This window comes from Stenotrophomonas sp. YJH_SMC_14-1, assembly GCF_059372275.1.
The window spans coordinates 1-24392 of the sequence record NZ_JCAFVK010000002.1 but is presented as its reverse complement, the minus strand read 5'-3'; the positions used below and the strand labels follow the sequence as shown (position 1 = coordinate 24392).

The 24392-nt window shown below is 63.8% G+C and carries 27 protein-coding genes; 21 read left to right on the top strand and 6 right to left on the bottom strand.

Annotation, left to right across the window (positions count from 1 at the left end):
• Positions 1 to 42 precede the first annotated feature (42 nt).
• The 15 genes from AC5P9P_RS05005 to AC5P9P_RS04935 all read left to right on the top strand — a co-directional run bounded on the left by AC5P9P_RS05005 (position 43) and on the right by AC5P9P_RS04935 (position 15161).
• The gene (locus tag AC5P9P_RS05005) at positions 43 to 1089 is read left to right on the top strand and encodes a VirB8 family type IV secretion system protein (protein ID WP_049402209.1); all 1047 of its coding nucleotides are present in this window, start codon (positions 43 to 45) and stop codon (positions 1087 to 1089) included.
• A complete protein-coding gene (locus AC5P9P_RS05000; RefSeq protein WP_049402208.1) occupies positions 1086 to 1865 on the top strand; it encodes a TrbG/VirB9 family P-type conjugative transfer protein in 780 nt (259 codons plus the stop codon). The genes AC5P9P_RS05005 and AC5P9P_RS05000 overlap by 4 nt, the downstream gene beginning before the upstream one ends.
• On the top strand, positions 1862 to 3115 hold the full coding sequence (locus AC5P9P_RS04995; protein WP_049430644.1) for a TrbI/VirB10 family protein: 1254 nt from the start codon (positions 1862 to 1864) through the stop codon (positions 3113 to 3115). Before AC5P9P_RS05000 ends, AC5P9P_RS04995 begins: the two co-directional genes overlap by 4 nt.
• Before the next feature lie 14 nt (positions 3116 to 3129).
• Positions 3130 to 4173, top strand: a complete 1044-nt coding sequence (gene virB11 / locus AC5P9P_RS04990; RefSeq protein WP_033833165.1) for a P-type DNA transfer ATPase VirB11 — start codon at positions 3130 to 3132, stop codon at positions 4171 to 4173.
• Positions 4174 to 4176: 3 nt separating this feature from the next.
• The gene (locus AC5P9P_RS04985; protein ID WP_111108315.1) at positions 4177 to 5142 is read left to right on the top strand and encodes a lytic transglycosylase domain-containing protein; all 966 of its coding nucleotides are present in this window, start codon (positions 4177 to 4179) and stop codon (positions 5140 to 5142) included.
• Positions 5143 to 5215: 73 nt separating this feature from the next.
• Entirely contained in the window at positions 5216 to 5638 is a 423-nt protein-coding gene (locus tag AC5P9P_RS04980; RefSeq protein WP_033833163.1) for a TrbC/VirB2 family protein, read from the top strand.
• Entirely contained in the window at positions 5631 to 5939 is a 309-nt protein-coding gene (locus AC5P9P_RS04975; RefSeq protein WP_012480639.1) for a VirB3 family type IV secretion system protein, read from the top strand. The genes AC5P9P_RS04980 and AC5P9P_RS04975 overlap by 8 nt, the downstream gene beginning before the upstream one ends.
• Before the next feature lie 84 nt (positions 5940 to 6023).
• Positions 6024 to 8471 (top strand): VirB4 family type IV secretion/conjugal transfer ATPase, encoded by a 2448-nt coding sequence (locus AC5P9P_RS04970; RefSeq protein ID WP_111108314.1) that lies wholly within the window; start codon positions 6024 to 6026, stop codon positions 8469 to 8471.
• A 24-nt stretch (positions 8472 to 8495) separates the two neighbouring features.
• Complete coding sequence (locus AC5P9P_RS04965; protein ID WP_049402205.1) at positions 8496 to 9323, top strand: TrbJ/VirB5 family protein; 828 nt, start codon at positions 8496 to 8498, stop codon at positions 9321 to 9323.
• 74 nt (positions 9324 to 9397) lie between these two features.
• Positions 9398 to 10537: a TrbL/VirB6 family protein gene (locus AC5P9P_RS04960; RefSeq protein WP_049402204.1), complete on the top strand. Its 1140-nt coding sequence runs from the start codon at positions 9398 to 9400 to the stop codon at positions 10535 to 10537.
• A gap of 43 nt (positions 10538 to 10580) precedes the next feature.
• Entirely contained in the window at positions 10581 to 11123 is a 543-nt protein-coding gene (locus AC5P9P_RS04955) for a DUF4189 domain-containing protein (protein ID WP_080240965.1), read from the top strand.
• A gap of 402 nt (positions 11124 to 11525) precedes the next feature.
• A complete protein-coding gene (locus AC5P9P_RS04950; protein WP_442245865.1) occupies positions 11526 to 12062 on the top strand; it encodes a DUF4189 domain-containing protein in 537 nt (178 codons plus the stop codon).
• 317 nt (positions 12063 to 12379) lie between these two features.
• The gene (locus AC5P9P_RS04945) at positions 12380 to 12916 is read left to right on the top strand and encodes a hypothetical protein (RefSeq protein ID WP_005410114.1); all 537 of its coding nucleotides are present in this window, start codon (positions 12380 to 12382) and stop codon (positions 12914 to 12916) included.
• A 57-nt stretch (positions 12917 to 12973) separates the two neighbouring features.
• Positions 12974 to 13978, top strand: coding sequence for an XVIPCD domain-containing protein (locus AC5P9P_RS04940; RefSeq protein ID WP_049402202.1), 1005 nt, complete (start codon positions 12974 to 12976; stop codon positions 13976 to 13978).
• 97 nt (positions 13979 to 14075) lie between these two features.
• Complete coding sequence (locus AC5P9P_RS04935) at positions 14076 to 15161, top strand: hypothetical protein (protein WP_495232623.1); 1086 nt, start codon at positions 14076 to 14078, stop codon at positions 15159 to 15161.
• Between the two features lie 49 nt (positions 15162 to 15210).
• Here the strand turns inward: AC5P9P_RS04935 and AC5P9P_RS04930 are convergent, their stop codons facing one another.
• Genes AC5P9P_RS04930 through AC5P9P_RS04920 form a run of 3 tightly spaced genes read right to left on the bottom strand, consistent with a single transcriptional unit; the run spans position 15211 to position 17889 of the window.
• Positions 15211 to 16539: an XVIPCD domain-containing protein gene (locus AC5P9P_RS04930; RefSeq protein ID WP_005410111.1), complete on the bottom strand. Its 1329-nt coding sequence runs from the start codon at positions 16537 to 16539 to the stop codon at positions 15211 to 15213.
• Positions 16536 to 17189, bottom strand: coding sequence for a hypothetical protein (locus AC5P9P_RS04925; RefSeq protein WP_033833157.1), 654 nt, complete (start codon positions 17187 to 17189; stop codon positions 16536 to 16538). Before AC5P9P_RS04925 ends, AC5P9P_RS04930 begins: the two co-directional genes overlap by 4 nt.
• A 43-nt stretch (positions 17190 to 17232) precedes the next feature.
• Positions 17233 to 17889: a hypothetical protein gene (locus tag AC5P9P_RS04920; protein ID WP_049430802.1), complete on the bottom strand. Its 657-nt coding sequence runs from the start codon at positions 17887 to 17889 to the stop codon at positions 17233 to 17235.
• A 274-nt stretch (positions 17890 to 18163) separates the two neighbouring features.
• Here AC5P9P_RS04920 and AC5P9P_RS04915 point away from each other — a divergent pair, with 274 nt between their 5' ends.
• The gene (locus tag AC5P9P_RS04915) at positions 18164 to 18670 is read left to right on the top strand and encodes a GNAT family N-acetyltransferase (RefSeq protein WP_033833156.1); all 507 of its coding nucleotides are present in this window, start codon (positions 18164 to 18166) and stop codon (positions 18668 to 18670) included.
• A 22-nt stretch (positions 18671 to 18692) separates the two neighbouring features.
• On the opposite strand, the gene AC5P9P_RS04910 is transcribed toward AC5P9P_RS04915, so the two are convergent.
• From AC5P9P_RS04910 to AC5P9P_RS04900, 3 genes are all read right to left on the bottom strand, one after another.
• The gene (locus AC5P9P_RS04910; protein ID WP_005410107.1) at positions 18693 to 18899 is read right to left on the bottom strand and encodes a hypothetical protein; all 207 of its coding nucleotides are present in this window, start codon (positions 18897 to 18899) and stop codon (positions 18693 to 18695) included.
• A gap of 56 nt (positions 18900 to 18955) precedes the next feature.
• Positions 18956 to 19393: an acetyltransferase gene (locus tag AC5P9P_RS04905; RefSeq protein ID WP_005410106.1), complete on the bottom strand. Its 438-nt coding sequence runs from the start codon at positions 19391 to 19393 to the stop codon at positions 18956 to 18958.
• Between the two features lie 68 nt (positions 19394 to 19461).
• Positions 19462 to 20229, bottom strand: a complete 768-nt coding sequence (locus tag AC5P9P_RS04900; protein WP_049402200.1) for an NAD(P)H-dependent oxidoreductase — start codon at positions 20227 to 20229, stop codon at positions 19462 to 19464.
• A gap of 78 nt (positions 20230 to 20307) precedes the next feature.
• Here AC5P9P_RS04900 and AC5P9P_RS04895 point away from each other — a divergent pair, with 78 nt between their 5' ends.
• The 5 genes from AC5P9P_RS04895 to AC5P9P_RS04875 all read left to right on the top strand — a co-directional run bounded on the left by AC5P9P_RS04895 (position 20308) and on the right by AC5P9P_RS04875 (position 24219).
• Complete coding sequence (locus tag AC5P9P_RS04895; RefSeq protein WP_005410104.1) at positions 20308 to 20667, top strand: winged helix-turn-helix transcriptional regulator; 360 nt, start codon at positions 20308 to 20310, stop codon at positions 20665 to 20667.
• Between the two features lie 75 nt (positions 20668 to 20742).
• Positions 20743 to 21267: a tRNA adenosine(34) deaminase TadA gene (gene tadA / locus AC5P9P_RS04890; RefSeq protein WP_005410103.1), complete on the top strand. Its 525-nt coding sequence runs from the start codon at positions 20743 to 20745 to the stop codon at positions 21265 to 21267.
• A gap of 75 nt (positions 21268 to 21342) precedes the next feature.
• Positions 21343 to 21915: an oligoribonuclease gene (orn, locus tag AC5P9P_RS04885; protein WP_033833154.1), complete on the top strand. Its 573-nt coding sequence runs from the start codon at positions 21343 to 21345 to the stop codon at positions 21913 to 21915.
• 170 nt (positions 21916 to 22085) lie between these two features.
• Positions 22086 to 22961, top strand: a complete 876-nt coding sequence (locus tag AC5P9P_RS04880; RefSeq protein ID WP_495232622.1) for an EcsC family protein — start codon at positions 22086 to 22088, stop codon at positions 22959 to 22961.
• A gap of 142 nt (positions 22962 to 23103) precedes the next feature.
• Positions 23104 to 24219: an alkene reductase gene (locus AC5P9P_RS04875; RefSeq protein ID WP_495232621.1), complete on the top strand. Its 1116-nt coding sequence runs from the start codon at positions 23104 to 23106 to the stop codon at positions 24217 to 24219.
• Positions 24220 to 24392 lie beyond the last annotated feature (173 nt).

Here is a 24392-nt window from a genome sequence, read left to right as displayed (position 1 = left end):
GGGTGCCACGCCCATTGATGTTTCAGCAGTACGGAAGAATCCATGTTCCGCAAGAAGGATCCCGGCAATAGTCCCAAGGTCGAGCAGTCGGTCGCCAAGGCGGTCAGCTACGAGATCACCGTGGCCGACATGGCGCGTCGCAGTGAGCGCCGTGCCTGGTGGGTCGCCACCGGCTCATTGCTGATGTCGCTGGCACTGGCTGGCGGCTACTACTACATGCTGCCGCTGAAGGAGAAGGTGCCCTTCCTGGTGATGGCCGATGCCTACACGGGTACCGCTACGGTGGCGCGCCTGAGGGGTACGTTCCAGGGCGAGACGATCACCACCAATGAGGCGGTCAACCGCAGCAATGTCGCCCAGTACGTGCTGGCGCGCGAGTCGTACGACTCCGCGGTGATGGGGTTGCGTGACTGGGAGCTGGTGTTCGTCATGTCCAGTGATGCCGTCGCCGCAAGCATGAAGCAGCGCTATGCCAGCAACAATCCGCAGAATCCGTTCGTGATGTACGGCCGGGGCAAGGCGATCAGGGTCAAGATCCTCAGCATTACCCCGCTGGGCGTGCAGGCGAACGGCAGCTTCCGTGGCGCGTCCGTGCGCATCCAGCGCAGCCTGCTCGACAAGCGCAGCGGTGCATCGACCTATCTGGACAACCAGCTGGTCACCATGCGCTTCCAATACAACCAGAATCTCGCGCTGTCCGAACAGGACCGGGTGCTCAATCCATTGGCGTTCCAGGTCACGGAGTACCGTGTCGACAACGACTATGCGCGCGGCGTGCCCGTGCCGGATGACGGTGCCATGCAGCAGCAGGCCCAGGATGCTGCGCAGCAGGCACAACTCGCTGCGCAGCAGGCGCAGGGCATGTACGGCCCGAACAATCCGGCCGCCGCCACCATGATCGACCCCGCCACCGGTCAGCCTGTCGCAGTGCCAGCCAATGGGCAGATGCAGCCGATGCAGGGTGCGCCCATGCAGGGGCAGCCGGTCCAGGGGCAGCCGATGCCGGGGCAGGGCGCGCCGGGGCAGCCGGCAATGATGCCGGCACCGAACCATTCCACCGGAAATGCTGATGGAGCAAGCAACCGATGAGTAGTCGAAAAGTCAGGGGAAGCGCGTGGGCGCTGCTGTCGTTGCTGTCGCTGGTGTTTTCCAGCGCGGCGATGGCACAGGCAGTTGACCACTACGAGTATGAGAAGGACCGCATCTACCCGGTTCGCACCGGCCTGGGCCTGACCACCCAGATCGAGCTGAGCCCGAACGAGAAGATCCTCGACTACAGCACCGGCTTCAGCAGCGGCTGGGAACTCACCCGTCGCGAGAACGTGTTCTATCTCAAGCCGAAGAACGTCGACGTCGACACCAACATGATGGTGCGTACCGAAACCCATTCGTACATTTTCGAGCTGAAGGTCGTTGCCACCGACTGGCGCCAGCTTGAGCAGGCCCGTCGCGCCGGCGTACAGTACAAGATTGCTTTCGTCTATCCGAATGACACTGTGTTCGGGCCTGCCCAGGCAGCGGTCGAGGAAGAGGCGCAGCCGCTGCTGAGCACCGAGCTGGCCAAGGACCGCCAATACAACTTCAACTACTCCTATTCGACCAGCAAGGCGAAGAAGATGGGGTGGCTGATCCCGGTCAACGCCTACGACGATGGCCGTTTCACCTATCTGAAACTGCCCAACTCGCCCGAATACAAGACCGGCATCTTCCCGGCCGTGTTCGGTCGCGAGAAGGAGTACGGCGAGGATTTCGTGGTCAACACCACGGTTGAGGGCAATACGCTGATCGTGCACGGGACCTACCCGTACCTGGTCATCCGCCACGGCGACTTCGTCGTCGGCCTGCGAAGGAACGTGAAGAAATGAGCCAGCAGAACACTCCCGGCAACGATCCAAATCCGTCTCCGTACGGGCAGGGCCCTGCGGCTCAGGAGCCACCGACGAACCCGTATTATGGGCATGCGCAGGCCGAGGCAACCCCGGACCTGGATGCAAGTGCCCCGCAGCTTCGCTCTGCGGAAGAGCAGCGCTTGAACCGCAAGGCGCTGTTGTTCCTCGGCGGCATCCTGGTGTTGTTGCTGGCCATGGGCTTCCTGCTGCTCAGCAAGGGCAAGGAAGACGCTGAAGAAGTCAAGGCGCCGCCGCAGGTTGCACGTTCGAGCACCCCCGACCTGCCGATCATTGCACCCTCCGCGATTCGCGAGGCCGCCCGGGAAGCCGCCGAACCCATTCCGATGCTGCCGCCACCGCCGCAGGAAACGATGGGCCCGACGTTCATTCCTCGTGCCGAACCCGAGCGCGAGGTCGAGCGTGGCCCGAGTCTGCTGGATCGCCGCATTGCCGGTAGTGGTGGCGCAGGCGTGGGCACGGGCGATGCTGGCGGCCAGGCCGCAGCAGGGGACAACGACGATCCCTACATGCAGGCCACGTTGGCTGCGCTGCAGGCGCAGAACGGCAATGCTCCGCCGGCCAAGGTGCGCCGCGGGCCTGACGTGGAGGATGTGTCCAATGCTTCCTACATCCGCAGTCCCGATGCACTGCTTGTGCGTGGCACTTATCTGCGTTGTGTTCTCGAGACCCGCATCATCACCGATCTTGCAGGTTATACGTCGTGCCTGTTGACCGAGCCGGTGTACTCGATCAACGGCCGCAGCCTGCTGCTGCCCAAGGGGTCCAAGATCTACGGTGCGTACGGTGGTGGTCCCAAGGGCAAGCGCGTGGAAGTGATCTGGGATCGCATCACCACGCCCAATGGCATCGACGTGGCCATGTCCAGCCCGGGCGTGGATCAGCTGGGTGGTGCCGGTCATCCTGGCCAGTACAGCGCGCACTGGGGCAGTCGCATTGCATCGGCGCTGATGATCAGCCTGATCGCCGACGCCTTCAAGTACGCCGCAGCCGAGCATGGCCCGGAGTCGACGACGGTTTCCAGCAATGGTTTTGCCGTTCGTTCGCCCTATGAAAGCGCCACCGCGCGCACGATGGAGCGTCTCGCCAACGAAGCCCTGACCAGTTCGAATCGCCCGCCGACTGTCACCATCAACCAGGGCACCGTCGTGAACGTCTACGTCGCAAAGGACGTCGACTTCACCAACGTGCTCAACCCGCGCCGGTAACCCGAAGAACAACCATGGACGCCGAAGTGTCACCCCTCGCCCTCGTTTCCAGCGACTTCCTGCGCTATCAGTACGAAGTGCTGGGCATCGCCGAGTACATGACATCCCCGGAAGTGACGGAAATCTGCATCAACCGTCCCGGTGAGCTGTACCTGGAGACCCGGGCGGGGTGGCAGCGGGTGGAGGTGCCGGGCCTGACGTTCGAGCGGGCCCGGCAGTTCTGCACCGCCGTGGTGAACGAAAGCAACACCGGCCAGCGCATCACCGATGCCGATCCGGTCGTCTCGCTCACCTTCCCGACCGGGCAACGTGCGCAGTTCGTGATTCCACCTGCCTGTGATGCCGGCAAGGTCTCGATCACGATCCGCCTGCCGTCCAAGCACACCAAGTCGCTCACCCAGTACCACGAGGATGGCTTCTTCAACCAGATCCTGGAACAGGATGGCAGTCTGAGCGAGCAGGACCGCGAGCTGCTGGAACTGCGCCAGCAGCGCGAGTACGCAGAGTTCTTCCGTCGTGCGGTGATGTACCGCAAGAACATCGTGGTCTCCGGTGCGACCGGTAGCGGCAAGACCACCTTCATGAAAGCGCTGGTCAATCATATCCCGGACAACGAACGCCTGGTCACGATCGAGGACGCGCGCGAACTGTTTCTGACCCAACCCAATGTGGTGCACCTGCTGTACTCCAAGGGTGGGCAGAGCACCAGCAATGTCAGCGCAAAGAGTTGCATGGAAGCCTGCCTGCGCATGAAGCCCGAGCGCATCATCCTGGCCGAGCTGCGCGGTGACGAGGCGTTCTACTTCATCCGCAACTGCGCATCGGGCCACCCGGGCTCGATCACCAGTTGCCATGCCGGTAGCCCGGAGCAGACCTGGGACCAGCTGGCGCTGATGGTGAAGGCCTCGGCCGAGGGTTCTGGCCTGGAGTTCAACGTCATCAAGCGACTGTTGATGATGACCATCGACATCGTCGTGCATATCAAGGCGCATGCCGGCTCGCGCTACATCACCGGCATCGACTTCAATCCTGGGCGTGCCCAGGGGCAGGAGGGCTGACCAATGCTGCCAGGACTGGAAATGATGGCGTGCCCGGAAATGGCCGTCTCGATGGACGTGATGCAGCACGTCATCAACGTGGAATCGTCGCGCAACCCTTATGCCATCGGCGTGGTCGGCGGCGCCCTGGTGCGCCAGCCCAAGGCCCTCGACGAGGCGCTGGCCACCGTTCGCATGCTGGAGGAGAAGGGCTACAACTTCTCCATTGGCCTGGCCCAGGTCAACCGTTACAACCTGGGCAAGTACGGGCTGGATTCCTACGAGAAGGCCTTCCAGCAGTGCCCGAACCTGCAGGCGGGTTCGCGCATCCTCGCCGATTGCTACAAGCGCTCCGGTGGTGACTGGGGCAAGTCGTTCAGCTGCTACTACTCGGGCAACTTCGAGACCGGCTTCCGTCACGGGTACGTGCAGAAGATCTACGACTCGATCCGCCGCGGTCAGCAGGTCGCAAGCAACGCCGTCGCGCCGATTGACGTGGTCAGCCGCGGCGAGCGTCGGGTGGTCAGGGTCGAACATCATCCGCAGACGGCCTCGCCGGCCCAGGCGCGCATCGTCGCCCAGGCCAATGCGCCGGTGTACGTACCGTCCAATGACCCGGCACGGGCCTACACCGTCTACCCATCGACCGGTGCGATGGCCCGCGGCAGCCTGCTGAACATCGCCGACCAGGCGGTATCGCGCGTGGTGCTGGGTTCGGTCGATCGAATGATGCAGCCACAGGCGCAGGGCGGAAACGACATGCCGCAGCAGGCTCCGCAGCAGTATCAGCAGCCTGGTGCGGCGCAGGGTGGGGCAGCCATGCCGCAACAGCTGCCCGGGATGGCTGCTGGCGCGAACGCGCCGGTGATGCTGCGCCCCTGGAATGAGCGTAACGCGCCGGCAGCGGACACCCAGAATTTCTACAACGCACCGGCGCCCCGTGCGCCGGTGCAGCAGATTCCCGCAGGGGATGCGGCCTTCGTGTTCTGACGAAGTCGTGGTGCGACCGGTCCCCCGGCTGGTCGATTCAGTTGTGTTAGTCCATCAACAAGGAAATCAATCCATGAAGCGATTCAATCTCGACCTCGTCCAGGCCCAGCGCACGCTGAAGACCATGCTGATGGCCGTCGCATTCGCAGGTGCCGTGTTCGCTCCCCAGGCCCTGGCAGGCGGTACCGACTTCGGCGGCACCGATGGCAAGGTCTGCGGCTTCTTCTCCAACATCAACGGTCTGCTGAACATGGCCTCGATCGCCGTGGTCACGATCGCCGTGATCTTCGCCGGTTACCAGATCGCATTTGCCCACAAGCGCATCGGTGACGTGGCCCCGATCCTCATCGGCGGTGTGCTGATCGGCGCGGCAGGCCAGATCGCGCGCATGCTGCTCGGCAAGGAGGCTGGCAGCTGCGACAAGGTCGGTGGTGGCGACGGCGCTGGCATGGCGTTTGAAATGATCAAGCACGCCGTCCAGTACTACAGTGCATAAGAACGTCCTGTTCCGGGGCTGCACGCGCCCAGCGATGTTCCTGGGCGTTCCCTACCTGCCATTTTTCATGGTGGCGGGTGGGTTGTTGCTGCTGAGCATGTACACGAACTTCTGGTTTCTGCTGACCATCCCGGTGGCCATTTTCATCATGCGGCAGATGGCCAAGCGTGACGAGATGATCTTCCGCCTGCTGGGCCTGCGCCTGATGTTCAAGCTCAAGGTGCGCAACGTGCAGGAGCATGATGGCATGTGGGTGTTCAACCCGAATCACTACCGCAACAAGCCAGCCCCCAGGGATTGAGGGCTGGATCCGGCCAGGCGGGCGTTGAACGCCCGCCTGGCCAACTCCGCATCTTTGTCGGCAGTACCTTTTGGAAGCAGTCGTATGTTCAACCCAGATACCTCCATCAGCGAATTCATCCCCTTGTCGTCGCACGTGGCTCCGAATGTGGTGAAGACCACGGGCGGCGACTACCTGTTGACGTGGCACCTGGAAGGGCTGCCGTTCGTGGGGCGCGAAGAATGGGAGCTTGAGCATCGGCACAACACCTTCAACCGGTTACTGCAGACGCTGCGCGCGCCGGATTTCGTCAACGTTGCCTTCTGGGTGCATGACATCCGGCGCCGTCGCACCCTGAAGGGAAAGAGCTACTACAAGCAGCGCTTCAACCAGGATGTGTCCGACCAGTACATGGGCATGCTGTCCTCCCAGCGCATCATGCAGAACGAGCTGTACCTGACGATGATCTATCGCCCGGTGGTGGCGGGAAAGCGCTTCGTGGAGAAGTCCGCGAACCTGGACAAGCTGCGCGCCGAGCAGGAGCAGGCCGTCGAGAAGCTGATGGAGCTCGCCGGCAACGTCGAGGCTGTGATCCGCGACTACGCGCCTTACCGGCTCGGTATGTACGAAGCCAAGAACGGTGTGGTGTTTTCCGAGACGCTTGAGCTGTTCGGCTACCTGATCAACCGCATCGATGAGCCGGTGCCGGTACTGTCGGCGCCAGTGAAAGACTATCTTCCGGTCAGCCGGCACATGTTCTCGGCCAAGACCGGCGATTTCGTGATCAATACGCCCAATGGCGTCAATCATTTCGGCGCGATCCTGAATATCAAGGAGTATGCCGAGGGGACCTATCCGGGCATCCTCAATGGTCTGAAATATCTGGACTATGAGTACGTCATCACCCATTCGTTCAGCCCGATGGGGCGCCAGGACGCATTGAAGGTGCTGGACCGGACCAAGGGCATGATGATCTCCTCGGGCGACAAGGCGGTCAGTCAGATCGTCGAACTCGACCAGGCGATGGATCATCTGTCGTCAGGCAACTTCGTGCTGGGCGAATACCACTTCATCATCGCGGTGTATGGCGACAGCCAGGCGAAGCTGTCGCAGAACGTGGCCTCGACCCGTGCCGAGCTGTCCAACGCCGGTTTCGTGTCGACCAAGGAGGATCTGGCAGTCACCTCGTCGTTCTATTCGCAGCTGCCGGCCAACTGGCGCTTCCGCACGCGGCTGGCCAACGTCAGCTCGCTGAACTTCCTTGGCCTGTCGCCGCTGCACAACTTCGCCACCGGCAAGCAGCACAACAACCCGTGGGGCGACTGCGTGACCACGCTGCAGACCACCAACGGCCAGCCGTACTACTTCAACTTCCATGCCACCCATCCATCCGAGAATTCGCTCGGTGAGAAGGCGATCGCCAATACCATGGTGATCGGCAAGTCCGGTACCGGCAAGACCGCGCTGATCAACTTCCTGCTCAGCCAGGTGCAGAAGTACGAGCCGTCGCCGACCATCTTCTTCTTTGACAAGGACCGCGGCGCGGAGATCTTCGTACGCGCCTGTGGTGGCAATTACCTCGCGCTGGAGAACGGTGCGCCGACCGGCTTCAACCCGTTCCAGTGCGAGAACAACGAAGCCAACGTGCAGTTCCTGGCCGACCTGATCAAGGTGCTGGCCGGCAAGCGCGAATACAGCGCGCGCGAGGAAGAGGATATCTACCGCGCAGTGGAGAGCATGCTGGATACACCGATGCACCTGCGCAGCATGACCAACTTCCAGAAGAGCCTGCCCAACATGGGCGACGACGGCCTCTATGCGCGCATGCGCCGTTGGACCTCGGGCAATTCGCTGGGTTGGGTCTTCGACAATCCGATCGATACTGTGGATCTGAGCAAGGCCAACATCATCGGCTTTGACTACACCGACATCATCGACAATCCCGAAGTGCGCGTGCCGGTCATCAATTACCTGCTGCACCGCCTGGAATCGCTGATCGACGGTCGACCGCTGATCTATGTAATGGACGAATTCTGGAAGATCCTGGACGGCGAGGGTGGCCTGAAGGAGTTCGCGAAGAACAAGCAGAAGACCATCCGTAAGCAGAACGGCCTGGGCATCTTCGCCACGCAGAGCCCGGAAGACGCGCTGAAGAGTGATATCTCCGCTGCCCTGATCGAGCAGACCGCCACGCTCATCCTGCTGCCGAACCCGAACGCCAGCAAGAGCGACTACATGGATGGCCTGAAGTTGACCGAGGCGGAGTTCAAGGTGGTCACGGCACTGGACGAGCGCTCGCGCTGCTTCCTGGTCAAGCAGGGCCATGCTTCCAGCGTCTGCCAGCTCAACCTGCGCGGCATGGACGACATCCTGTCGGTGATCTCGGCCTCGACCGACAACATCGACATCATGCATCGAGTGCTGCAGACGGCTGCAGTCCGCAATCGGATCACCGTGGATGAACTCACGCCGGAACAGTGGCTGGAGGACTTCTACAAGAACCGAAAGGGCTCTGGTAAAGCCAAGGTCTCTGCCGAAACCGATGCGGCTTGAAAGCCCTGGATCAAACAGCGCCGAATGAAATCCATTCCCCTGGAGAAGAACATGAACATGACATCCCGAAATCACAAGCGCCAACGCGGTCTGCGTCAGAAGCGCCTGGCAGCCATCCTGCTGGGGAGCATGGTCATGTTCTCCACCACGTCGGTTTCGGCCGGTGGCTACCCTGTTATCGACTTCAGTAATCTCGCGCAGGCGCTGAAGGATGTTGCCCAAGGAAAAGCACAGCTCAAGGCTGATGGGCTTGAGTATGCGGCTCAGGTTGATCGCTGGAGAAGGACGTTCCAGGAATATCAGAATGCGCTTGTCCAGATCCAGGGCATGATCAACAACTTCGGCTTGCCGCCAGGCGCCACATTGGAGCGGGTTCCAGACGACTATATGGTCGCCGACCTCTGCCGTACATCGGCGGGCTTCAGCGCTGGCAGCCTGCTGAAGAAGTTTGTGCTGGATACCTCCGGTGATCTCTACGCACAGCAGCAGCAGCTGTGCGTCAACATCCAGATGATGGAAAACCGGAAGCGCAACGAGACGGTGGATTTCATCGAGAAGACCATCCCCAGTGTCAATGCGTCGTTGGCTAAGATCATGGGCTGGAGAGGCGGCGCCAATGGCAACCTTGCGGGAACTCTTTCGGCCGTGAACAGTGACTCCCTGCGTACGGCAAACGATATCGCCAAGCTGCAGCAGGAATGGGAGGCGCGCATGCGGTCCTACGACGCCTATCAGGAGTCAATGATGGCCAATCAGCGCGTGCTGGCGCGCGTGGCATTGAAGGGCAAGCCGGGCGTCATCTCGCAGCTGGTCAAGACGGCTGCATTGGAACGCGCTTTGCACGTCGACTGACGCCGCTTGGGGCAGGTGCATAGGCACCCGCTCCACGAGGTTGTCCGGTAGGGATACATCAAGGGATTGCGGAAATGATCAGGTCGATTGCCAATTTTGATTTCAATGGCGGATTCCAGGATTTGATGGGGCACGTTGCACGTGTCCAATCGATCGGGGATTTCGTGTTCTTCAAGTTCATCTTCGACTTCCTGCGAAGCAAGATAAACAAGTTCGGCATCGACATGATGGGGGAAATGATGCAGTGGGTCGGCGGCATCGCCCTCACGCTCATGACCCTGTGGGTGCTGGTGCAGGGCTTCCGCATCGTGACCGGCCGCAGCCGGGACTCAATGATGGTCTTGGTGACCAATATGGCGCGTGCGGCGTTGATCGTCAGCGCGGCCACCACGATGGGCGCTTTCGGCACCAACCTTCAGAGCTTCCTCACCCACGACGTCAAGGCAGAAATCACGAAGGTCGTGACAGGCTCGAACGAGTCACCCGAAGCTCAGATCGACAAGAGCCTGGCATGGATGCAGGTGGCGCTTTCCAGTATCGACGCCATCCAGATCATGAATGACGGGGAGCTGCTGGAGGACAAGAAGCGGGCACTGTTCTTCATCGGCATGGGCACCGCAGGTCCAGCCATCACCGCTGGTGCGATGCTGATGCTGTATGAAATCGCCATGGCGCTGTTCATCGGCTTTGGCCCCCTGTTCATCCTCTGCCTGTTGTTCGACCAGACCAAGCAGTTGTTCCAACGTTGGCTGTTCTACGGCATCGGCACGATGTTCTCCATGGCCGTACTTGCAGCGATGGTATCCATCGCACTGGACATGGTGGTACGTGTAGCGGCCACTTTCTGGACGACAGCGCTGGTGCAGGAATTCATCCTCAAGGAAAGCATGTCCGACGGCATGACCAGCCAGGCGATGCAGCAGGGAGGCATGGGCCTGATCCTCACCGCGTTGATCCTGACTACACCCCCAATGGCAGCGATGTTCTTCCAGGGTACCCTGGGCACCTTCATGGCATATTCGCAGATAGGCGGTGGTGCAAGTGCCTCGCCGAGTGCCGATGGTCGTCCGCCGGGCATGTCGGCTCCGCCGCCGGCGCCGTCGGGAGATCGTGGTTCGGTGGGGGCGCCTGTCGCAGCAACCTCCCCTGTTGTCAATAACGCGATTGCTCCGACTCAAAGCCCAGGTATGCGAGGAAATGCAACAGGTCAATGAGTTGTGAGACTGAGGCGCCGTGAATTTTCAGAGATTCAAGACAATGGCCGATTTCAAACCTTTACGCGGTAATCCGGCGTTCGTGACTCTGACGCTGCTGTTTGCTGCACTCCTCGTTGCCAATAACGCCAATGCGGAGGGCCGATGCCCGGCCGGCCAGTACCCCATCGGCGATCAAGGGGTGGGGGGGTGTGCCCCCATCCCTGGAGCGGGGGGGGGCGCCCGTGGGGCGGAACCCGCTGGCCAGTGGCATAAGACGTGGGGTGCCATTGCTTCCTCGCCCAGCACGAACGAAGCAGGCGTGGCGACAGGGAGGGCTACGAAAGAGGATGCGGAGCGTGTCGCTCTCGAGGGATGCGGCATGCGCGCTGCTCGCGACTGCCGAGTACTCATCGCGTACCGGAACCAGTGTGCGGCTTGGGTCGTTCCTCAGAGCCAAGGCAATGGGGCGCGTGGTGGCGTTGCGAGCGGTAAAGACTTGAAGGAAGCCATTGCGCAGGCACAAAAGATCTGCGTGGATCCGGCTGGAACGCAATGCAAAGTCGCCTACTCAGCGTGTTCTGAGCCGGTCTATGAGGCGTTCTAGCTAAAGGATCCTGACAGCCAGTGCTTGGAGCGTGTTGATTGCTCAGGGCAACGGCTTGGGCAAGCTTCGACATGCCGACGTGAAGGCGATATTGGTGCGACGGCGTCTATGTGATCGACAGTAACTTGCTGTGCCCCGGCTCTACTTCAACTGGGTGATTTACTTCAGTCGAGCCTGCGTTGATGCACAGTCTGACGCGATTGACCTTGAGCGTTCAGCGTGGCTGCGCCACCATCGGGCTTGCAGCGCACTCCGGTTGGAATCGCCGAGTTCTCCAATGATCTTGTACCCGGCCAGCCCGGGCCTGTGTTTGCTCTGCGAAGCCTTCCCAACCCGGGAGGCAAGTTTGGGCAACGATCATCTGCTCAGGCCGTCCCGCCTCTCACAATGGGCAGCAAAGGAATGAGTCTCCCCATGAAACGAATCCACCTCGCTTTTCTCCCGTGTCTGCTGATTGCAGGCCTGCCGCCGTTCACCGCGCTTGCCGAAGGCAACTGCCCGCAGGGCATGTATCCCATCGGTGGCCAGGGTGTACAGGGCTGTGCGCCCATTCCGGTAAGCAGCTCAGGATCCCCGTACAACAATCGCCCCAACTGGGCGCAGACCGTGCGCGGCGTGGCAATGGATGCCCGCGGCGATACCTTCATCAGCAACTCGATGCGTTCGCGGGGCAAGGCCAAGCGTGCTTCCATGAAGGAGTGCAGGGAGTTCGGGCAGGGCGAATGTACGTTGGCGACCCTGTTCCAGGCGCAATGCGTGGCAGTCGCACACGCGGGTCTGGGCACTGAAACCACCAGCGTTGCCACCGCCATGTCCGAACAGGGGGCGGTCATTGTCGCGATGCAGCAATGCAACGCGAAGGCGGCATGGAATCAGCTGCCGCAGGGACAATGCGGGATCGCCAGAACGGCCTGCACGGCGGATCTGTTCATCAGGTAAGGCGCCATTCACGCTAAGCCCCGTTTTCTGTGATCAATTCCGCTTTTCGATTTCCTCGCACTTCGACGCGGCAGAACGCCTCGCGGTAAGCTCCCCACGCGTCATGAAAATGACGCGCCAGTGCCACCGAATGCAGGGGTTCTTCCGTCCAATGAGGACGCTGTCAGCCCCTGCATCGGGTGACGCTCGCCATCATCGCGGCCTTGCCGTACGCAAGGCTATGATCCTTGTCCGCGCAGGCGCGGATAAGCCGGAACGCGTTCCGGCTGGGCAGGGAGGCGGGTATCGGCATGACCACATTGAAGGAGTGGGAGGGGATGGAAGACAGGGTTGGCGCACACATGGACGATGCCCTGGCATTTGTTCCGTCCGGTGCGAACCTGCTGGAAGCCGTAAGGGGCGAACTCAACGGCGATGGCATCGAGTATCAGCTGCTGGTCATCGACCAGCCGACGCCGGAAGGGCTGGTGCCCGGCCAGCACGGGCCAAACCGGGTGCTGCTGTTGCTGCGCGGTGATGGGCGCGGGCGCTGGCAGCTGGCCGCGCGCAACGACAAGCTGGTGCCGTGTTCCACCCGAGGTGGCCTGGCCGGCGACCCTTTTGCGTATGCAATGGTCGAGAAGGGCACCTTCAGCGTGATCACCAACGGCGGTAGCCGCGAGCGCTGGAGCAGCACCTACCGGTTCCGCTATGCGCCCGCGGACAAGGCCTGCTGGGTTGACGGGGTGAGACGCAAGGTCGTGGATATCGAGACCGAAGCGACCAACATCCGGGATTACTCGGCGGCGGAGCTGGGCAGGGTGAGGTTCGAGGACTTCGACCCATCCAGTGTTGCCGAGGTGTCGCTTCCATGAGCCAAGCTCCAACCGGCGGAAGGGAATCCGCGCTGATGAAGATTCAGGAGTTGTACTGTGTCGACCGATAGAGAGTCGCAGCTGTTGCGACAGGCGACCAAAGCCGGCATCGACTCCCCGCTTGAACTGGCCAATTTCATGGCCCAGGCAGGGCACGAGTCGCGCGGCTTGAGCCGGCTCAACGAGAGCTTCAACTTCACCCGGGGAATCTCGCAGATCCCGGTGGAGGCTGCGTGGCGCAATGGCAACGCCGCGTTGGAGAGCGCCCGCCAGGAAGCGCTGCGTGGTCGCCCGGGAAACCTGGCTGAGCTGATGTACGGCGGGCGCATGGGCAACGACGCGCCTGGTGACGCGCTGAAGTACCACGGCCGCGGCTATCTGCCACTGGTCGGCAAGGAGAATTACGAGCGTGCCGGCAAGGCGCTGGATCTGGACCTGGTGAATCACCCGGAGCTGGCAGCGCAGCCCGAGCACGCAGGCCGTATTGCCGTATGGCAGTGGCAGACACGGGTGCCGGAGGGGGCGCGCCATGATGTGCGCGAAGCAACTTATGCGCTCAACGGCGCGCTCAATGGCATCGAGGCGCGCCGGCAACGATTTGAGGTCTGGCAGCAGAAGTTGACGCCGGACGTGATGGCGCGACTGGATCGCGGCGAAGTCGGTGCGCCGGCGCAGACCGTTGCACGCGACATGTCGCATGCCGGTGAGCCCGGCAACGCATTGTTCGAGGATGCGCGCCAGCACCTGCGGCAGATGGGGCCGCAAAGTGGACTGCGCAGTGCACAGGAGCTCGACAATACCGCTGGCGCATTGGCGCTGGGGGCGCAGAAGGCCGGCCTGTCGCGCATCGATCATCTGCTGGCGGGCAACGACGGCCGTACGCTGTTTGCAGTGCAGGGCGCGCTGGGTGATCCGGCCATGCTGCGTGCGTCTGTTGACCGGGAGCAGGCCTCCCAGCAGCCACTGGCGCAGAGCAGCCAGCAGTTGGCGGCCAGCGTTGCGCAGCAGGATCCGACGGCCGCGCTCGCCCGCGAGCAGGAGCAGCGTTCTCGATCCCTGTAGCACTTGGTGCCGGCGGGCAGGGTGCCCGCCGTTGTTTTGCGTACGACGCATGGCGCCCTGTGGCGCCGACATGGAAACCCACCCGTAAGGACACCACATGCGAATCGTTCCCTTGAATGCCCTGCAGGCCGCTGCCCGCTGCAATGCATCCGCGCGCCGCCTGCCGCCGCTCTGGCTGCTGTCACTTGGACTTGCCGCAGCCTCGGCACAGGCTCAGGAGACAGCGCCGCCCGCCGCGGTACAGGCGATCGCTGATGCGCCCGCAGGAACGGCACCGCCTGCTACCGCCGAGCCAACCGTTCCGGCGGTAGCACCCGCACCGCCCGCATTGGCCATCGTGCCATTGTCGCCCGAGCGGGCGACCGAGCGGGCGCTCGGTGCGCGCTGCCCGGTGGATCTGGCCGGGCGACTGGCGACCCAGGGCGACCTGCTGACCGGCGCATGCCAGGGCACCATGCCGGCGCATCTGGCCGCTCTGCTGGTCGCGCTGCCCGAGCAGGACATCCACCTGCCGCGCAACTGGCGCGAGCGAGAGGTACAGCAGAAGGCCTGGTTCAAGGCGGTGCCTGGGTACGGCCAGCGCCCGGACTTCATCGTGCGGATGGGCGACGTCTGGGTGCGCTCGCTGGAAGGGCGCGATGCCGACAGCACGTTCTACCTGGTGTCCGCGCCGTTCACCTGCAGCGACCAGGTCGCCAACCGCGATGAGTTCAGCGCGGAGCCGGTACGTGTGCCAGCGGGCAACTGCCGCGAGGCGTATGTGGGCCAGCGTGTCTACCAGGTGCGTGGCGATGCGCCGCCGAGGGATGTTACCGCCGAGGCGATGCCGGCCATGCCACAGGTGACCGAGGCGGATCGCGCACGCCAGCTGGCGCGTGGGGGCAGGATCACGCTGGATCACAGCAAGCTGCAGTTCGGGCCGGCCATGCGTTGGTTCGTGCAGTATCCGGAGACGGTGCCGAAGGGTGGGGCGCGTGCGTTCAGTGACTGGAACCGCGAGCATCTCGCCTTCGTGGTCTGGACCGGCGATCGCTTCGAGTTGCGCGACAAGGTCCCGCGCAGCCAGTGGCCGTGTGATCCGGTCGCGCCGGGCGATCGCGCCTGCGGCGGCTTCCCGGATTCCGGGCCGGATCTGTTCGTGACCGCCAGTGCATCTGCGCCGGTCGCGGCCACCAGCCCCTGAGTCACGGTGCTGAGGCGGGAGCCGGAATGACCGGCTCCCGCGCTGTCCATCAGGCCTGCAGGCTGCGGGTCTGATGCTGCTGCTGTTCCAGCTGTTGGTCGCGCTCCAGCGCAAGGCGCTGGCCTGCAGCCTGCTGGTCGATGCGCTGGCTGCTCTGTTCCAGCGGCGTGTTCATCGCCACTGCCGTATCCACCGACACGCGAAGGTGGGCGGGGTCACCGCCCTGGCCCTGCACGGCGAAGCTGCGCGAGGCATCGGCGTTCATCACCACTTCGTCGATGCGCTTGCCGCCTGCAGCGTGCATCTCCGCCGCCAGGCTGCCCGCCAGCTGCGTACTCATCACGTCCGGCACGCGGCCAACGCGCACGTCATGTGCGTGCACGCCGCGAATCGCGTCGTTGAACAGCGGGTTGCCCAGATGGTTGGCATCGTCCATGCGCAGCATGCTGGTGTGATGGCCATTCTTCTCCGCTTCGCGGCGTGCCGGTTCACCGGGCTGCAGCGGGCCGCGGATGTGGTCGTACAGATCGATGGCGCCGCCCGGGATGCCGCGTGCAGCGCGGGTGACGCCGCGACGCAGTGACTCGACGTCGTCGCGATACTCCTCGATCATCTTGGCGTTGTCTTTCGCCAGCTTCTGCGTTTCGGGGTGCTTCAGCACCGAGCCTTCGTTGAGGAAGTTGCCCAGCTTGTGCGCACCGAACGAGCTGGTGGCCGCGATGATCGGGCGGTCCGGAATCAGATCACGCAGGGCGTGATTGCTGAAGCCGTTTGCCGCGAGCGTCTTGATCTCGTCGGGCTTGGCATAGATGCGTACCTGGCCGAAATGCGGTGACGCGGCGCTGACCGGATCGGAGGCCATGACGTGGTTGATCATGGTGTTGCCGCCTTCCGGAATGCGATAGCTGAGGCTGACCGCGCCGTAGGCATTGAAGGTCTCGCCCTTGACGTTGAAGTGGTGCGAGGTGATCTGGGCGAGGGCGCCGCCGAGGGAATGACCGGTGACGGTGACCTGGGGCGCGGGCACACCGTTCAAGCGGGATTGAAGCGCAGCGCCTTCGAGTGTCCTCTGTGTCAAAGCAATCGCGTCAGGCGCCTGCACGTTGGTGCGCGCAACCACCATGCCGCCGTCGGTCAGAATCGCATCGCGAGCGATCTGCTCGGTGCCACGATGCGCAATGACGATCTCTTTGGTGTCTACGCGCTGATAGACGGTGCCCTGATAGCCGTTGAGACGATTGTTGACATGCTCAAGTATCTTGTACTCATGGCCGTTTAACGTGACTTTTTCTTCTTGGCCGGGTTCACGTCGGCCGACGGCCCGATCCTTGTAGGCGTCATTGGATAACGCGGCGTAGTCCTGAGAGGTGATGGTCACGGCGCGACCTCACTTGCGGAGAGGGTGATCGTAAACAGCTTGTCCTGCAGATCAGCGGCGTAGTTGCTGCGATCGGGCTCGCCACTGGCTGGGAAGTTAGGAACGCGATCTGCCTTCGGATAGACCAGATCCGGATAGTAGAGCGTATGGGCGCCACCTTCGGTCAGCGGCTTGGCGTCGACGAAGGTGAGGAAGCGGGTCTCTTCTTCGGCACCTGTCGCCTTCAGCATTGCCCCGGCACCGGTGAACTCCCACTTGCAGACGCCACGACCGTAGTAGTCCTCATCCAGCATGCGGTCCACATATAGCGTGCCGCGGTACTCGCCCTCAGCGACCTTGCGCAGCTCCACCGGTTCCTGGCTGGTGATACGTGCAGCTGTGCCGGTGGCCGGCTCGATGTGGCCGCACTGATCCTCGTTGGTGACGTCGTACTGCGCTACGCCCTTGACCAGTGCGAAGTCGCCGGGTGCATCCTTCAGGCGCAATACCAGTTCATAGGCCTTGCGCGGGTTGGGGTTGAGCTTGGCGAGGCCGCGCCCACCCTGGGCGACATCGGCTTCGGCAGCGGCACGTTCCTGGTTCATGGCGGTCTCCGGGTTGCAGGCGGTCAGTAGAAGCAGAGCAAGGCACGGGATCATCTTGTGGCGCAATGTCGGCCTCCTGGTGTGTAGGGGGAAATGTGGCACTGGCAGCTCACGGCGAGAGCTGCCGCACAGTGGTTGTGGTTGAGAACAGCGCGTCGCGCAGCTCTTCGCTGTACCCCGACGGATCTTCCTTGCCACTGGCGCCAAAGTTGGCGACAGTGTCGGCGCGCGGATAGATAAGGTTTGGGTAATAAAGCGTAAGAGGTGAGTCGCTCTCCATGCGCTCCTTGTCGACGAACGTAAGGAATCGCGTATCCGCCTCGCCGGTCGTAGCGCGCAACATCGCACCGACACCCGTCAACGTCCAATGGCAGACGCCACGGCCGTAGTAATCCTCGTCCTGCATGCGGTCGAGGTAGAACGTACCGCGGTATTCGTTCTCGTCGACCTTGTGTAGTTCCACCAACTCCTGGCTGGTGATGCGGCTGGCGGTACCGGTCGCCCACAGGACCCGGCCGCAGTCCCTGTGGTTGCTGACGTCGTACTGGGCAACGCCCTCGACCACCGCGAAGGGACCGGGGGCATCCTTCAGGGTCAGTACCAGCTCGTAGCCCTGCTGCGGTGACGGGTTGAGCTTGGCCAGGCCGCGTCCACCTGCGGCGACGTCACGCTCTGCGTCCGCGTAAGGCGAGCAGGCCGTCAGCGCCAGCAAGAGGCCCATCGGTACCAGATGGCGTCCATCGCGTGTCGGCGTGGCTACATCCATGGCGGCATCCTGCATCGTGCGTCCGTGTCCATATATCCTTCCCTGGTGACAGGTTTATCGATTATGGAGTGTTCTGGAAACCTGGCGCCAGCTGCGGCAAGGCGTGGGTGACGGAATTTTGACGCATTCAGCGTTCGGGAGCGTCACCGAATCGATTGCGGCACAGGCGATTCGGGGTTGGCCAGGCTATTGCGCTTCGCGTTCGACATTTCGCCGCCAATTTGTGACAACGGTCGCCAATTCACGCGACTCTCACGCAAGCGAGCATTACGCCATGAACTACACCATCCGTGCCGAAGCCATTGATGATCACGCCACCCTCCACGCGCTCACCGAGGCCGCATTCCGGAACGCTGCGCACAGCAGCCATACCGAGCAGTTCATCGTCGACGCCCTTCGCGCGCGCGGGGAGCTGAGCGTTTCGCTGGTGGCCGAGATGGACGGGAAGGTGATCGGCCATGTGGCGGTGTCGCCGGTGACGATCAGCGATGGCAGCACGGGCTGGTTTGGCCTGGGGCCGATCTCGGTATTGCCCGCCTGGCAGCGGCAGGGCATCGGTGCGGCCCTGATGCATGCCGCACTTGAAGCACTGCGTCAGCAGGGCGCACATGGCTGTGTATTGCTGGGCGAGCCCGCCTATTACGGTCGCTTCGGCTTCTGTGCCGAGCCGGGCCTGGTGCTGCCGGGTGTGCCGCCGGAGTACTTCCAGGCACTTTGCCTGCAGCCCCCGTTGGCACAGGGCGAGGTGCAGTACTCACCGGCCTTCGAGGCGACGGCCTGATCCGGGCCTGGCACGTTTCTGCTCAGGGCGCGCGCCAGACGGTCGGTTCGGGTTGCGGCTTCGGAATGCGGTAACCGCCGATGTGTTCAAGCAGTTCATTGGTACGGCGCTGCTCGACCAGTACTTCACGCAGCAGGTTGCGCACGGCGAAGATGGCGAACGGCACCAGGATCCAGACCAGGCTGATGCCCAGCGCAAACAGGGTCAACAGGGCTTTTGCACCATCCATGCGGCATTCCTTGGTCGAAAGCAACCACGCTAGCACGTGGCTGCTGCCGACGGATGTCAGCCGTTGTGCCGAAGGTGGATCAGCGGATACGGACGGCCTTGCGAATCCAGCGGTGAACGTCCGGTTTCGACGAAGCCCATGCGCAGGTAGAAGCCGACGGCCTGTGCGTTCTGTTCGTTGACGTCGGTACTCAGCTGCGGATGCTGGGCCAGTGCGTGCTGCAGCAGTTGCCGGCCGATGCCGGTGCCACGTACGTCCGGATCGATGAACAGCGCTTCCATGTGCGTGCCATCGATCAGCATGAAGCCCAGCGGCCGATCCTGCGCATCGACAGCAACGGTCATCGGCGCCTGCGGCAGGAAACCGGCGACTTCGGCATCGATGGCCTGGCGGTCTTCGGCACTGAGGAAGTCGTGGGTGGCGTCGACGGCGCGGCGCCAGAGGTCGACAAGAGCGGCGCCGTCGTCGGCGCGGGAGGGGCGGAGGGTGGTCATGGGTTCGCCAAGGTGCTTGCAAAGAGTGCGTAGTATGGCGCGTCCCGATCCAGCGCGCAGATGTGGATTCATCCGGCGTTGCGATGGCGGATGAAGGGGCTGTAGGCAGTGGCCTCCGCGCGCAGCGCAATGCCGTCCTCGAAATCGCTGCTGTCGTTGAAGGGCACGGTGGGCCACTGCGGCCATTGCGCCAGGCGTTCGCGGTAGTGGTGGGTTGCTGCAGCGAGTGCCTCGTCGTGGGCCTGCACACGCTCCGGTGCCAGCCCGGAACGCACGCCGTGCACCACGTGCGGTTCCATCACGTCGAAGCCGACGTAGCGCAGGCTGTACATCAAGGGCCACAGCAGCAACCGGGTATCTCCCTCGCGGCCGTCGACTGCGCAGGCCCGTGCCGATGAGCCGGTGGTGACGCTCAGCAACGCACGCTTGCCGCGCATCGCTCCGTGCTCGTGACGCAGGCGGCTGTTGTACATCGGCCCGTACACCAGTACGCGATCCAGCCAGCCCTTCAGGATGGCCGGTGCCGCGAACCACCACAGCGGGAACTGCAGGATCAGCAGGTCTGCGGCCCGCAGCAGTTGCAGGTGACGTTGCACATCGACGGGCAGCTGGCCTTGCTCGGCGCTGTGCCGCTGTTCGCGTTGGGCGTCGAAGTGGCCGGGATGCAGGCGATGCGGATGGTGGTCAGCCGCTTCCAGCGGATCGAAGCCCTCCGCATACAGGTCGACCACGTCCACCTGCAGCGCGTCATGCCGCAGTTGCTCGGCGGCCTGAGCGGCCAGATGTGCATTGAAGGAGCGGGGCTCGGGATGGGCAAGCAGGATCAGGGCGCGCATGGGGCGAGGTGTTCGAGGAGTGTGCGACCATCCTCGCGGTGCCGGCATGCGCCGGCAATTACGCACCTTGAGGTAACCATGGCCTTTCCCGGGGATGTCTATGCCGCCGACTGTTCGGCACGCGATGCGCTTGCGCTGATTTCAGGCAAGTGGGTGATGCTGCTGCTGCCGGCATTGGCGCAGGGCCCGCTTCGCAACGGCGCGTTGCTGCGGAAGATCGAAGGCATCTCGCAGAAGGTGCTGACCCAGACCCTGCGCCAGCTGGAGCGCAATGGGCTGGTCGAGCGGTGTGACCGGGGCAGCAAACCACTGCATGTGGAGTACCGCCTGACCGAGGTCGCGCGCGGCCTGGTCGAGACGCTGTCCGCCCTGGATCGCTGGGCCGAGCACAACTTCCCGGCGCTCGATGCGGCCCGCGAGCGCTTCGACGCGCGCTAGCGGCGCCTGCACGGCCCCGGGCGTACAATGCGCCCCCGGCGGCCATCCTGGCCCAGTTGAAAAGCGAGAACCGCCATGACCGATGTCCTGGGTGTACCGGTGCACGACGCCGATGAACACTGGATGCGCCATGCACTGGCCCTGGCCGAGCGCGCGCAGCGTGAGTTCGACGAGATTCCGGTCGGGGCGGTGCTGGTGGGCGCCGACGGCCAGCTGCTGGGCGAGGGCTGGAACCTCAACATTGCCTCGCATGACCCCAGTGCGCATGCCGAGATCGTGGCCATGCGGGCCGGTGGAAAGCTGCTGGCCAACCATCGCCTGCTTGGCAGCACGCTGTACGTGACCTTGGAGCCGTGCGCGATGTGCGCGATGGCGATCGTGCATGCGCGCGTTTCGCGCCTGGTCTACGGCGCCAGCGACCCCAAGACCGGTGCGTGCGGCAGCGTGTTCGACCTGCTCGGCGATGCCCGCCACAACCACCGGGTCGAGATCCACGGCGGGGTGCTGGCCAAGGAAGCCAGTACGCGCCTGACCAATTATTTCCGCGCCAAGCGTGGCAAGCCGCCGCTGCTGCTGGAAGACCACGTCGGCGAGGGCTGAGGGGCGAACGGGTATGATGGGCGCCTCTTTCCTTCACCGGTAGGCCGCGCGCCTGCCCAGCAACGAGGCGACACAATGGCGGACACCGGCGCGGCCAACGAACGACTGATCTGGATCGACCTGGAAATGACCGGGTTGGACACCGACAACGATTCGATCATCGAGATCGCCACCGTGGTCACCGACGCCCAGCTGAACGTACTGGCCGAAGGTCCGGAATTCGCCATCCATCATCCGCTGGAAACGCTGGAGGCGATGGACGAGTGGAACCGCAACCAGCATCGTCGTTCGGGCCTGTGGCAGCGCGTGGTGGACAGCACCACCACCCTCGGCCAGGCCGAGGCGCAGACGGTGAACTTCCTGGCGCAGTGGATCCCGGCCGGTCTTTCGCCGATGTGCGGCAACTCGATCTGCCAGGATCGCCGCTTCCTGCACCGCCAGATGCCGCGCCTGGAGAAGTACTTCCATTACCGCAACCTGGACGTGTCCACGGTGAAGGAACTGGCCAAGCGCTGGGCGCCGAGCGTGGCCGCCGGCGTCGGCAAGAACAGCAACCACACCGCACTGAGCGACGTGCACGACTCGATCGCCGAGCTGCGCCATTACCGCCAGTTCATGGGCACGCTGTCGGGCTTGCCCACGGCCTGAACAACAACGCCGGGCATGGCCCGGCGCGACCGGGTGACACGCGAACTGGTAGTGCCGGCCGCTGGCCGGCAAGGCGTCGGGGTCGGATCCCTTTCCCGCGGCAAGGGCTCCGACCCCTCTGTCGTGCCTCGCGACGAACCGTTCAACTCCCCGGCGCTAAGATCGGCGCCATGAACGAGCCCATCCTGCTTCCCCGCGACATTGCCCACGACGCCCGCGACTGGTCCGACCTGCAGCGGGCGGTGGCCCTGCTGGAAGCGCCGACCCTCACCGCGCGCATGGCCAACCTGGTCGGCACGCCGCTGGAGTTCGCGGTGAAGGCGCTGCCCAAGGCGGTCTCCGGTCGCATACACGGAGCGGTGCAGGCGGCGCTGTCCAAGTCCGCACAGGCGGCGCTGTGGAGCATGGACAACACCCCCGGCAAGGGAGCGTCGACCCGTTGGCACAAGCTGGCGGCAGCCACTTCGGGCGCGGTCGGCGGTGCCTTTGGTTTCACGGCCTTGTTCATCGAACTGCCGGTGTCGACCACCATCATGATGCGCGCCGTGGCCGACGTGGCCCGCAGCGAGGGCTTCGACCTGTCCGAGTTCAGCACCCGGCAGGCGTGCCTGGAGGTGTTCGCGCTCGGTGGCAACTCGCCGCGCGACGACGCCAGCGAGACCGGCTACTACCTGGCCCGTGGCTTCACCACCGACGTGATGCGGCATCTTTCGGCCGAACTGGCTGGGCGTGTGGTGACCGGCCGCGACCTGACCCTGGGCGTGGCACCGAAGGAAGCTGGAAAGCTGCTGGCGAAGATGGTGGAGAAGGTGGCGGCGCGCTTCGGCGTGGTGGTCACCGAGAAATTCGCCGCACAGGCGGTGCCGATCGTCGGTGCTGCCGCCGGTGCAACGCTGAATACCATGTTCACCGACTACTACCAGGACATGGCGCGCGGCCACTTCATCGTGCGCCGGCTGGAGCGCAAGTACGGGGAAGACGTGGTGCGCGCCTGCTATGACCGCGTGGCGCATGGTGCGGTAAAGATCGAGCCAAGGCTGGAGTAGAAGAGCCACGCCATGCGTGGATGAGCCCTCGTGGCGGGTGATCCTTGCCTCGAGGGAACAATTGTTTTGCCAGTGCATGCCTGTTGCCTGGCAGCCGGCATCCCCATCCTTTGCGGCACTCCCCCCGCAAGAGATTGCCGCCATGATGTTCACCTCCCACCGCCTGGGCGCGTTGACGCTGCCCAACCGCATCGTGATGCCGCCGATGACCCGCTCGCGCGCCGCCGATGGCAACGTCGCCACCGCGGAAATGGCCGCCTACTATGCGCAACGCGCCAGCGCCGGCCTGATCGTCAGCGAAGGTACCCAGATCAGCCAGCAGGGCCAGGGCTATGCCTGGACCCCGGGCATCCACAGGGTCGAGCAGGTGCAGGGCTGGCGGCAGGTGACCGATGCGGTGCACGCCGCCGGTGGCCGCATCTACGCCCAGCTGTGGCACGTCGGCCGTGTCTCGCATGTGGCCCTGCAGCCCGATGGCGCGGCGCCGGTGTCTTCCTCGGCATTGCTCGCCGAAGGCGTGAAAGTGTTCGTCGACCCGACTGGGGCGGGTCCCGAAGCCGGTGTGGGCGAGATGATCCAGCACTCGATGCCGCGCGCGCTGCGCGAGGACGAGATTCCGGGCATCGTCGCCGATTACGCGCAGGCTGCGCGCAATGCGCTGGCCGCGGGATTTGATGGTGTGGAACTGCACGGCGCCAACGGCTACCTGATCAACCAGTTCATCGATTCGCAGGCCAACCAGCGCACCGATGCCTACGGCGGCTCACTGCAGAATCGCCTGCGCTTCCTGCGCGAGGTGGTGCAGGCGGTGGTCGAGGTTGCCGGTGGCGAGCGTGTGGGCGTGCGCCTGGCGCCGCTGACTACGCTGCAGGGGGCGGTGGACGATACGCCGCAGGCGACCTATCTGGCTGCCGCACACCTGCTCGGTGAGATGGGGGTGGGCTACCTGCACATTGCCGAGGCCGACTGGGACGATGCACCGCCGATGCCGGTGGCGTTCAAGCAGGCGCTGCGCATGGTCTACCCGGGCACGCTGATCTACGCCGGCAAGTACACCGCCGAGCGCGCCGAGCAGGCACTGGCCGAAGGCTGGGCTGACCTGATCGGCTTCGGCCGGCCGTTCATCGCCAACCCGGATCTGCCCGAGCGCCTGCGTACGGGCGCGGCGCTGAATCCGCCGGATCGCGCCACGTTCTTTGGCGGTGGCGCGGTCGGCTTCACCGATTACCCGACGCTGGAAGAGAGCGTCGCGGCCTGATCCTGGGCGCTGCCGGCCAGCGGCCGGCACTACCAGTGGCGAGGGGTAGTGCCGGCCGCTGGCCGGCATTTCAGTCAGGCGGCGAGGGGTAGTGCCGGCCGCTGGCCGGCATTTCAGTCAGGCGGCGAGGGGTAGTGCCGGCCGCTGGCCGGCATTTCAGTCAGGCGGCGAGG